This window comes from Rhodobaculum claviforme (assembly GCF_016653255.1).
Classification (GTDB): Bacteria; Pseudomonadota; Alphaproteobacteria; order Rhodobacterales; family Rhodobacteraceae; genus Rhodobaculum; species Rhodobaculum claviforme.
Genome location: NZ_NHSD01000252.1, coordinates 1 through 10,405 on the forward strand (window position 1 = coordinate 1; position 10,405 = coordinate 10,405).

Consider the following 10,405-nt stretch of genomic DNA (forward strand, 5'->3'; position numbering starts at 1 on the left):
GCGTTTGGTGTGGCGCCCACGACACGGGGCTGCAAGGGGGGTGCGGCAACGGGCCGGGCCCGCCGGGGGTTCCCCCCTTGCCATGACCCGTTCAATATGGTCTCTCGAATTCACAATTCAAACGGCACGCCATGGCATACTGTCGAGGTCATCCGCAGCACCCCGCCAGCGCCCGGCACAGGACCGAACACGGGGGACCACCATGCGACATCTCCGCCAGACGCGCGCCCTGATCGCGGCTCTGCCGCTTGCCCTTGCCGCCGGCGGCGCGCGCGCGCTCGATGACGGGTTGCCGGAGTTGCCGGTGATCGGTGCGCCGGTCGCGGGGGGCACGGGCTTTCATACCCCGGTGACGGAGCTTGCGCGTGACATTGTCTGGCTTGACGGGACGCTGATGGTGATCCTGACGCTGGTCACGCTGCTGGTGGTCGGGCTGCTGGGCTGGGTGATCTGGCGCTACAACGCGCGCGCCAACCCGGTGCCCGCGACCTTTACCCACCATTCCCGGCTGGAGGTCACCTGGACCGTCGTTCCGATCCTGATCCTGGTGTTCATCGGCGCGTTCTCGCTGCCGATCCTGTTCAAGCAGCAGACCATCCCCGACGCCGACGTGACCATCAAGGTGACCGGCTACCAGTGGCACTGGGGCTATGAATACCCCGACCACGGCTTCGACTACCTGTCGTTCATGCTGGACCGCGATCAGCTGACCGAGCATGGCTACGAGGATCAGCACTACCTGCTGGCCACCGATACCGCGATGGTGGTGCCGGTCAACGCCAACGTGGTGGTGCAGGTCACCGCCGCCGACGTGATCCACAGCTGGACCATCCCGTCCTTCGGCGTGAAGCAGGACGGCATCCCCGGACGGCTGGCCGAGCTGTGGTTCCGCGCCGAGCAGGAGGGCGTCTATTTCGGCCAGTGTTCGGAGCTGTGCGGGGTCAACCACGCCTACATGCCGATCACCGTCAAGGTTGTCAGCGAGGCGGAGTACGAGGCCTGGCTCGACCGGGCGATCGACGCCTATGGCGGCACGCCGAGGGAACAGGACCTCGCCGCCGCCCGGTAACGGGGCGCACGCACGCGGCGGGGGACGGACCCCGCACCCACAGGGAGGGGGGAAGCGGCCATGACGGACATCAACGCACCCGAGGCCACCGCAACCGGCGAGGCGGGTTTTGGCGACTATGTCGCCCTGCTGAAGCCGCGGGTGATGTCGCTGGTGGTGTTCACCGCCGCGGTGGGCCTGCTGCTGGCCCCCGGCGCGCTGCACCCCATCGAGGCGCTGGCAGCGATCATCTTCATCGCCCTTGGCGCGGGTGCCTCGGGCGCGCTGAACATGTGGTGGGACGCCGACATCGACGCGGTGATGCGCCGCACCATGCGCCGTCCGGTCCCCTCGGGCCGGGTCGAGGCCGGCGAGGCGCTGGGGCTGGGCATGGCGCTGTCGGGCATCGCGGTGGTGATGCTGTGGCTGACGACCAATGCGGTGGCGGCGGGGCTGCTGGCGTTCACCATCTTCTTCTATGCCGTGATCTATTCGATGTGGCTGAAGCGCGCGACGCCACAGAACATCGTCATCGGCGGCGCGGCCGGGGCGTTTCCGCCGGTGGTGGGCTGGGCCGCGGTCACGGGCGGCCTGGCGCTGGAGCCGCTGCTGATGTTCGGGCTGATCTTCATGTGGACGCCCCCGCATTTCTGGGCGCTGGCGCTGTTTCTCAAGGATGACTACCACACCGCGCGGGTGCCGATGCTGACGGTCACGCACGGGCGTGCCGCGACGCGGCGCCATATCCTGATCTATACCGCGCTGCTGGTGCCGGTGGCGGTGGGGCTGGGTTTCACCTCGGTCGGCGGCGCGATCTATCTGGCGGCGGCGGTGGTGCTGAACGCGGCGTTCCTGCTGGGCGCCATCGCCATCGCCCGCCGCACCGAAGCGCAGGCCGAGGCCGACCGCTACATCGTGGAGAAGCGCGTCTTCCGCCTCTCGCTGTGGTATCTGTTCGCGCATTTCGTGGCCCTGCTGGTGCAGGCCGCGGCGAACCCCTGGCTGCCCACCCCCTGGATCATCGGAGGCTGACATGGCCATCACCCGCGCCCATGAAATCCATCACCGCCGGCTGGGCCGCAACCTGGGCGTGGCGCTCACGCTGGTGGCGTTCATCGTGCTGGTGTTCGGGCTGACCATCGCCAAGGTCCAGCGCGGCGGCACGATCGAGGCGTTCGACCATTCCTTCCGCCCGGACCTCGCTGATCGCGCCCGCCAGCAGGAGGGGCAGCCATGAGCCTGCGCACCCGCTGGCGCGCGATGTCGGGCACCGCGCGCACCGCGACGGCGGCCACCAGCGTGGCGCTGTTCATGGCCGGCATGGGCTGGGCCGCCGTGCCGCTTTACGACCTGTTCTGCCGGGTCACCGGCTATGGCGGCACCACAGGCGTCGCCGCCGCCGACAGCGACCGCATCCTGGAACAGACCGTGCGCATCCGCTTCGACGCCTCCAGGGCGCGCGACTTCCCGTGGGAGTTCCGCCCCATGGAGCGCACGATGGAGGTCCGCATCGGCGAGACCGCGCTTGCCTTCTACGAGGCCTACAACCCCACCGACGAACCCATTGCGGGCGTCGCCTCCTACAACGTCACGCCCTATGCGGCGGGGCGGTACTTCATGAAGATCCACTGCTTCTGCTTCGAATACCAGGTGCTGCAACCGGGCGAGCGCGTGCAGATGCCCGTCAGCTTCTATGTCGATCCCGACATGGTGGGTGACCGCGAGGCGCGCGGCGTCCGGCAGATCACCCTGTCCTATACCTTCCACCCCGCCGACATGCCGGCCGAGGAGCACGCCTCCCTCGGCGGCGCGGCGGCCGACTGACGCAAACCCGGGGGACGCCCATGGCGCACGAGAAAAACCACGACTACCACGTCCTGCCGCCCTCGATCTGGCCGTTCATGGCCGGGGTCGGCACCTTCGTGATGCTGTTCGGGGCGGTGCTGTGGATGCACGGCTCGGGGCCGTGGCTGTTCCTGATCGGCCTCGTGGGCATCCTCTATGTGATGTTCTCCTGGTGGGCGGATGTCGTCTCGGAGGCCGAGGGCGGCGATCACACCCCGGTCGTGCGCATCGGGCTGCGCTATGGCTTCATCCTGTTCGTCATCTCCGAGGTGATGTTCTTCGCCGCGTGGTTCTGGAGCTTCTTCAAGCACGCGATGTACCCGATGTCGGAATACGCCGGCACCGCCTATGTCCCGCCGCAGTTCTATCAGCTCGACCCGTTCCATGTGCCGCTGATCAACACGCTGATACTGCTTCTGTCGGGCTGCGCGGTGACCTGGGCGCACCATGCGCTGACCCATGGCGGGCCGCGCAAGGACGTGGAGCTGGGCCTGGCGGCGGGCATCGTGCTGGGCGTCGCGTTCACCTTCCTGCAGGCGTATGAATACTGGTACCTGACGGCGGCGCGCGACTGGACCTTTGGCGGCGACGTGTTCTTTGCGAACTTCTTCATGGCCACGGGTTTCCACGGGGTGCACGTCATCATCGGGACGATCTTCCTTGCGGTGTGCTGGTTCCGGGTGCGCGCGGGGCATTTCACCGCCGAACGCCATGTCGGCTTCGAGGCCGCCGCCTGGTACTGGCACTTCGTCGATGTGGTCTGGTTGTTCCTGTTCGCCTCGATCTACATCTGGGGCATGGGCTGAGGGGCTGCGTCCGGCACCGGACCGGCGGGGCGGGGGTGAGCCCCGCCCATTTTTCATCCCCGCCCATTTTGCATCCCCACCCCTTTTGCATCAAGGACGGCATGATGGGCACACGGGCCATCGCATTCGCCATCTTCGCGGTCCTCGGGCTGGCGCTGCTGCTGGGGCTTGGCACCTGGCAGGTGCAGCGGATGACATGGAAGGCCGGGCTGCTGGCGCAGATGGAGGCGCGGATCCATGCCGATCCCGCACCGCTGCCCGACGCCATCGAGCCGACCCGCGACCAGTGGCTGGCCGTGCGCGCCACGGGGCGGTTCACCGGCGAGGACCGTCTGGTGATGGCCTCGCGCAAGGGCGTCGGCCCCGGCTGGCTGGTGGTCGCGGTGTTCGAGGTGGACGGCCGCCGCCTTCTCGTGGACCGCGGTTTCCTGGCAGACACCGCGCGCGGCACACCCCGCCCGGCCACGCCCGCCGCCATCACCGGCAACCTGCACTGGCCCGACGAGGTCGACCTGTTCACCCCGCCCCCCGAACCCGCGCGCGGCCTGTGGTACGCCCGCGACGTGCCCGCGCTGGCCGCCGAGATGGGCACCGAACCCGCGCTGATCGTGCTGCGCACCACCTCCGAGACCGCACCCGCCGCCGAGCCCACGCCGCTGGATACCGCGCAGGTGCCCGACAACCACCTGAATTACGCCATCACATGGTTCAGCCTGGCGCTGATCTGGGTGGTAATGACAATGGTCCTTCTGTGGCGTATGAGGCAGCCGAAATCCGGCACCGCCGGAGGGCACAGGGGGCCTTGATGAACTACGTCTCCACACGGGGCCGGGCGCCGCGGCTGGGCTTCGAGGATACCATGCTGGCGGGGCTGGCGCGCGACGGGGGGCTGTATGTCCCCGAAACGGTGCCGCCGATGGACCGCGCCGACATCGCCGCGCTGGCCGGTGTCAGCTACGAGGACGCGGCGGTGCGGGTGATGCGTCCGTTCCTGGGCGACAGCTTCACCGAAGGGGAGCTGGCGGATGCCGTGGCGGCGGCCTATGCGGGCTTCAACCACCCCGCGCGCGCGCCGCTGCGCCAGCTTGCGCCCGGGCATTTCCTGCTGGAGCTGTTCCACGGGCCCACGCTGGCGTTCAAGGACTTCGCCATGCAGCTGATCGGGCAGCTGTTCCAGACCGCGCTCGCGCGCTCGGGCCAACGCATCACCATCGTGGGCGCGACCAGCGGCGACACCGGATCGGCGGCGATCGAGGCGTTCCGCGGCCTGCCCAATGTCGACGTGGTGATCCTGTTCCCCGAAGGTCGCGTGTCCGAGGTGCAGCGCCGTCAGATGACCACGGCGACCGACGCCAATGTCCATGCCGTAGCGCTGGCGGGCGATTTCGACGCGGCCCAGGCGCGGGTCAAGGACATGTTCAACGACTTCGCCTTTCGCGACGCGGTGGGGCTGACGGCGGTGAACTCCATCAACTGGGCGCGGGTGCTGGCGCAGGTGGTGTATTACTTCACCTCGGCCGTGGCGCTGGGGGCACCGCACCGGACGGTGGATTTCACCGTGCCCACGGGCAATTTCGGCGACATCTACGCGGGCTCCGTCGCGCGGGCGATGGGGCTGCCGATCGGGCGGCTGGTGATCGCGACCAACCACAACGACATCCTGCATCGCACGCTGCAGACGGCGGAACACCTCGCGACCGGGGTGCTCCCCTCGATATCCCCCTCGATGGACATCCAGGTGTCGTCGAACTTCGAGCGCGCGCTGTTCGACGCGCTGGAGCGGGACGGCGCGGCGGTAACCGCGCTGATGGACGAGCTGAAGACCCAGGGCGGGTTTGCCCTGCCGCAGGGCGCGGTGACGGCGCTGCGGGGCCTCTATGCCTCGGGCCGCGCGTCCGAGGACGAGACCCGCGCCACCATCACCCGCACCCTGGCCGAGACCGGCGAATTGCTGTGCCCGCACTCGGCGGTGGGGGTGCATGTTGCCGAAGGGTTCCTCGGCCCCGTGCCGATGGTCACGCTGGCGACCGCGCATCCGGCGAAATTCCCCGATGCGGTGGCCGCGGCGACGGGTGTGCGCCCGCCGCTGCCGGCCCACATGGCCGACCTGTATCAGCGCCCCGAGCGCGTCACCCACCTGCCGGACGATCTGGCCACGCTCCAGGACTTCGTCCGTGAAAGGCGCGCGGCATGACCCGCCTGTCCCCCCTGCCCGAGATCACGCCGCGCCTGACCACCCTGCCCAACGGCCTGCGCATCGTCACCGAGGCGATGCCGGGGCTGGCCTCGGCGGCCGTGGGCGTCTGGGTCGACGCGGGTGCCCGCCACGAGGACGCGGCCGAAAACGGCATCGCGCATTTCCTCGAACACATGGCGTTCAAGGGCACCACCCGCCGCACCGCCCTGGCCATCGCCGAGGAGATCGAGGACGTCGGCGGGCACATCAACGCCTACACCTCGCGCGAGATGACGGCCTATTACGCCCGCGTGCTGGCCGCCGACGTGCCGCTGGCGCTGGACCTGCTGTCGGACATCGTGCTGCATTCCACCTTCGACCCCCGAGAGATCGAGGTGGAGCGCGGCGTCATCCTGCAGGAAATCGGCCAGTCGCTGGACACCCCCGACGACATCATCTTCGACTGGTTGCAGGAGGTGTCCTATCCCGACCAGCCCATCGGCCGCTCGATCCTCGGCGTGGCCGAGCGGGTGGGGGCGTTCGGGCGCGACCATCTGCGCGGCTTCGTGGCGCGGCATTACTGCCCCTCGCGGCTGATCCTGTCGGCGGCGGGCGCGGTGGACCACGACGCCATCGTGGCACAGGCGGCCGAGGCGTTCGGCGCGCTGGCCCCCGCCCCGGCCCCCGCGATGGCGCCCGCGCGCTTCACCCCCGGCGAGCGGCGCGAGGTCAAGCGGCTGGAGCAGGCGCATTTCGCCCTCGCGCTGGAGGCGCCGGGATACCGCGACGCCGACGTGCACACCGCGCAGGTGTTCGCGACCGCGCTGGGGGGCGGCATGTCCTCGCGGCTGTTCCAGAAACTGCGCGAGGAACGCGGGCTGTGCTACACCATCTTTGCGCAGGGGGCCGCCTATGCCGACACCGGCACGCTGACGATCTATGCCGGCACCGGCGCCGAGGAAATCGGCCAGCTGGTGCACCTGACGGTGGACGAGCTGCGCCGCGCGGCCGATGACATGTCCGAGGCCGAGGTCGCCCGCGCCCGCGCGCAGATGAAGGCCGGGATGCTGATGGGGCTGGAAAGCCCGTCCGCCCGGGCCGAACGGCTGGCGCGGCTGCTCTCGATCTGGGACCGCGTGCCCGGCGTGGCCGAACAGGTGGCCGAGGTCGAGGCGGTGACGATGCAGGCCGTGCGCGACCACGCCGGTCAGATCGCGGGGCGCGGGCAGGCGGCGCTGGCGCTGTACGGCCCGGTGCAGCGGGCGCCGGGGCTTGCGTCCCTCAGCGCCCGGCTGGCGGCCTGATGTTCGGGCTGCGCCGCAAGGTGCAGATCGAGACGGAGCGGATGATGCTGCGCCTGCCGCAGCACACCGATTTCCGCGCCTGGTCCGAGCTGCGCCGCGACAGTGCCGATTTCCTGATCCCGTGGGAGCCCGCGTGGTCCGAGGATCACCTCGGGCGCGCCGCCTTCACCAACCGGGTGCAATGGGCGGCACGGGCCGAACAGCAGGGCACGGCACTGCCGCTGTTCCTCATGCGGGTGTCGGACGGGGCGCTGCTGGGGGCGATCACGCTGGACAACATTCGCCGCGGCCCCGCACAGGCGGGCACACTGGGGTATTGGGTGGGGGCGGCGCACGCCCGCCAGGGCTACATGCGCGAGGCGATCGCGGGGGTGGTGGCCTATGCCTTCGGGCCGCTGGACCTGAGCCGGATCGAGGCGGCGTGCCTGCCGGAAAACGCGCCGTCGCGCGGGTTGCTGGAGCGGTCGGGCTTCAAGTACGAAGGCGTGGCGCAGAGCTATCTTCAGATCAACGGACGGTGGCGCAACCATGTGCTGTACGCGAACCTGCGATTCGACCGGCGCGGGCGCACCGATGCGGGTTGAGCCCCGCATGGGCCGCGCGGCTCCTCCAGATAGCGCGGTTCGGCGGGGCGCAGCGTGTCGGCGGGCAACCCCGCTGCCAGCCGCTCGACAAAGGCCGCGTCGGCGGGGTTCAGCATGGTCGGGCCTGTGCGCCACGCGGCCGATGGCGGGCGGATGGCGGCGTCCTGGCCCTGCCGCGCACCGTCGAGGAGGTGGCGTGCGTCGTGCGCGCCTGCGCTGACGCCCGCGTGGGCATCGTTCCCTGGGGCGGCGGCACCGGGCTGGTGGGCGGGCAGATCGCCGCCCCTGGCCCCGCGCCGGTGATCCTGTCGCTGGAGCGGATGCGCGCGGTGCGCGCCGTCCACCCCGACGAAGGCGTGCTGATCGCCGAGGCCGGGCTGACCCTGGCCGAGGTGCAGGCCACCGCGCGCGACGCAGGCCGGATGTTCGGGCTGTCCATCGCGTCCGAGGGAACGGCGCGGATCGGCGGCATCCTGGCGACCAACGCGGGCGGGGTGAACGTGCTGCGCTATGGCAACGCGCGCGATCTATGCCTCGGCCTGGAGGCGGTGCTGCCCGACGGCCGCGTGCTGCATGGCCTGAAGCGGCTGCGCAAGGACAACGCGGGCTATGACCTCAAGGACCTGCTGATCGGCGCCGAGGGCACGCTGGGGATCATCACCGCCGCCAGCCTGCGGCTGCACCCGATCCCCGCGCGCACCGGCGCCGCGATGCTGGTGGTCGAGAGCCCAGCCGCGGCGCTGGCGCTGCTGGCGCTGGCGCAGGCGCGGCTGGGCGAGGGGGTCTCGGCGTTCGAGCTGATCGGGCGGACGGGGCCGGAGTTCCTGGCCCGGACCATGCCCGAGGTCCGCCAGCCCTTTGCGCGCCCGCCCGCGTGGATGGTTCTGGTGGACCTCGGCCTGCCGGGAGCGATGGACCCCGCCGCCGCGCTGGAGGCGCTGTTCGTCGAGGGCGCCGAGGCCGGGCTGGTCAGCGACGGCGTCGTGGCCCAGTCCGAAGCCCAGCGCGCCGAGTTCTGGACCCTGCGCGAATCGATCCCCGAGGCCAACCGCCGCATCGGGGCGGTCTCCAGCCACGACATTTCGCTGCCGTTGTCGGAAATCGCGGAGTTCCTGGACCGCGCCGGGCAGGCGCTGGCGCGGATCGGGGAGTTCCGGATCAACTGCTTTGGCCATCTGGGCGACGGCAACCTGCACTACAACGTGTTCCCCCCCGAGGGCGGCAGCCGGGACGCCCACGAACACCAGCGCGGAGCGATCAAGACCTGCGTCCATGATCTGGTGGACGGGCTGGGGGGATCGGTCGCGGCCGAACATGGCGTGGGCCGGTTCAAGGTGGGCGATCTGGAGCGCTACGGCGACCCCACGGCGCTGGAGGCGATGCGGGCGATTCGCGCGGCCCTCGACCCGGCGGGCATCATGAACCCCGGCGCGGTGTTGCGCGCGCCGGGGTAAGGGCGGTCAATCCCGGCCCGAGGCATCTTCGCGGCGGCGCCGCGCGCGTTCGTCCATGAAGGCGTCGAACTCGGTCTTGTCCTTGGCCTCGCGCAGGCGGCGCAGGAAGTCGTCGAAGGCCTGCTGTTCGTCCTCCAGCCGCTTCAGCGTGTCGGCCTTGTAGGCGTCGAAGGCGCTGTTGCCGCTGGTGCCGTGCAACCCGGTGCGGGCGATGGATTTCGTGCCGAACATCTTCTTTCCCCAGATCATGTAGAACAGGATGGCCAGCCCGGCCGGCCAGAAGAAGATGAAGCCCAGAACCATGGCCGCGATCCACGCGCCCCGGCCGTGATCGTCGAGCCACATCTCGGCCCGGGAGGGCCAGGTCGTGATAGCGGTCATGAAGGTCTCTCCGCTTGTGTGGCCCGGTCGGGGCCAGTGTGAATGTAACTTACATTTACATAGGTGGGGAAACCGCGCCCGCCTGTCAAGTGTGGCAGGGGCGCAAAGCGCACGGCGCCAGCGTCGGATCAGTCCTCGGGGCCGATCAGGCCAAGCCCGCGCAGATAGATGCCGACGCCGGATTCCAGCAGCGCCTCGGGGTCGAAGGGCGTGCGCGCGCCGGGGCGACCGCGGGCGAACAGCTCCACCACCCCGTGGCTGAGCGCCCAGATGTGGGCGGCGAACATCGACGGCGGGGGGCGGCGGCCCGGCGGCAGGCGGGCCGACAGCGCCTCGGCCGCGCGCAGCAGGACGGCGCGGGCGCGCTCGGCCTCGGCGGCCAGTTCGGGCGTGGCGCCGGGGGGCACGCCGGCCTCGAACATCGCCATGTAGTGGCCCGCGTGGCGGCGCGCGAAGGCCAGGTACGCCCGCCCCACCGCCTCCAGCCCGCGCAGCGGCGTGGGGCGGCCGTCGTCCCAGGCGTGCTCCAGCAGGTCGGCGAACAGCGCGAATCCCTCCAGCGCGACGGCGGCCAGAAGATCCTCGCGCCCCGCGAAATGGCGATAGGGCGCGGCCGGGGACACCCCCGCGCGCTTGGCGGCGTGGGCCAGGGTGAAGCCCTGGGGGCCGGCCTCGGCGATCAGGTCCAGCGTCGCCTCGATCAGCGCGGCGCGCAGGTTGCCGTGGTGATAGCCGCGCTTGGACACTTCGGGCCGCCCCCTGCCTTGTCGCGCCCCGCCGCGCACCCGTCGCGGACGTAGCCCGAAC

Annotated in this window: 12 protein-coding genes; 10 read left to right on the forward strand and 2 right to left on the reverse strand. The window is 70.5% G+C overall.

Annotated elements, in window-relative coordinates:
- The first annotated feature begins 202 nt into the window (after nucleotides 1–202).
- From coxB to CCR87_RS09290, 10 genes are all read left to right on the forward strand, one after another.
- On the forward strand, nucleotides 203–1,069 hold the full coding sequence (gene coxB / locus CCR87_RS09245) for a cytochrome c oxidase subunit II (protein WP_201157240.1): 867 nt from the start codon (nucleotides 203–205) through the stop codon (nucleotides 1,067–1,069).
- A gap of 60 nt (nucleotides 1,070–1,129) precedes the next feature.
- Nucleotides 1,130–2,080 carry a heme o synthase gene (cyoE, locus tag CCR87_RS09250; protein ID WP_201157241.1) on the forward strand — a complete coding sequence of 317 codons (951 nt, stop codon included), beginning with the start codon at nucleotides 1,130–1,132 and terminating at the stop codon, nucleotides 2,078–2,080.
- Between the two features lies 1 nt (nucleotide 2,081).
- Nucleotides 2,082–2,285 carry a hypothetical protein gene (locus CCR87_RS09255; protein WP_201157242.1) on the forward strand — a complete coding sequence of 68 codons (204 nt, stop codon included), beginning with the start codon at nucleotides 2,082–2,084 and terminating at the stop codon, nucleotides 2,283–2,285.
- A 23-nt stretch (nucleotides 2,286–2,308) separates the two neighbouring features.
- Nucleotides 2,309–2,872, forward strand: a complete 564-nt coding sequence (locus tag CCR87_RS09260; protein WP_201157248.1) for a cytochrome c oxidase assembly protein — start codon at nucleotides 2,309–2,311, stop codon at nucleotides 2,870–2,872.
- 20 nt (nucleotides 2,873–2,892) lie between these two features.
- Nucleotides 2,893–3,699 (forward strand): cytochrome c oxidase subunit 3, encoded by an 807-nt coding sequence (locus CCR87_RS09265; RefSeq protein ID WP_201157243.1) that lies wholly within the window; start codon nucleotides 2,893–2,895, stop codon nucleotides 3,697–3,699.
- Between the two features lie 104 nt (nucleotides 3,700–3,803).
- The gene (locus CCR87_RS09270; protein ID WP_201157249.1) at nucleotides 3,804–4,505 is read left to right on the forward strand and encodes an SURF1 family protein; all 702 of its coding nucleotides are present in this window, start codon (nucleotides 3,804–3,806) and stop codon (nucleotides 4,503–4,505) included.
- A complete protein-coding gene (thrC, locus tag CCR87_RS09275; protein WP_201157244.1) occupies nucleotides 4,505–5,893 on the forward strand; it encodes a threonine synthase in 1,389 nt (462 codons plus the stop codon). The genes CCR87_RS09270 and thrC overlap by 1 nt, the downstream gene beginning before the upstream one ends.
- A 23-nt stretch (nucleotides 5,894–5,916) precedes the next feature.
- Nucleotides 5,917–7,179, forward strand: coding sequence for an insulinase family protein (locus CCR87_RS09280; RefSeq protein WP_201157250.1), 1,263 nt, complete (start codon nucleotides 5,917–5,919; stop codon nucleotides 7,177–7,179).
- Complete coding sequence (locus CCR87_RS09285) at nucleotides 7,179–7,763, forward strand: GNAT family N-acetyltransferase (RefSeq protein WP_201157245.1); 585 nt, start codon at nucleotides 7,179–7,181, stop codon at nucleotides 7,761–7,763. Before CCR87_RS09280 ends, CCR87_RS09285 begins: the two co-directional genes overlap by 1 nt.
- The gene (locus CCR87_RS09290; RefSeq protein WP_420850161.1) at nucleotides 7,697–9,217 is read left to right on the forward strand and encodes an FAD-binding oxidoreductase; all 1,521 of its coding nucleotides are present in this window, start codon (nucleotides 7,697–7,699) and stop codon (nucleotides 9,215–9,217) included. The genes CCR87_RS09285 and CCR87_RS09290 overlap by 67 nt, the downstream gene beginning before the upstream one ends.
- Before the next feature lie 6 nt (nucleotides 9,218–9,223).
- Here the strand turns inward: CCR87_RS09290 and CCR87_RS09295 are convergent, their stop codons facing one another.
- Together CCR87_RS09295 and CCR87_RS09300 are read right to left on the reverse strand one after the other, a co-directional pair.
- A complete protein-coding gene (locus CCR87_RS09295) occupies nucleotides 9,224–9,598 on the reverse strand; it encodes a DUF2852 domain-containing protein (RefSeq protein WP_201157246.1) in 375 nt (124 codons plus the stop codon).
- A gap of 128 nt (nucleotides 9,599–9,726) precedes the next feature.
- Entirely contained in the window at nucleotides 9,727–10,344 is a 618-nt protein-coding gene (locus CCR87_RS09300; protein ID WP_201157247.1) for a WHG domain-containing protein, read from the reverse strand.
- Between the last annotated feature and the right edge of the window lie 61 nt (nucleotides 10,345–10,405).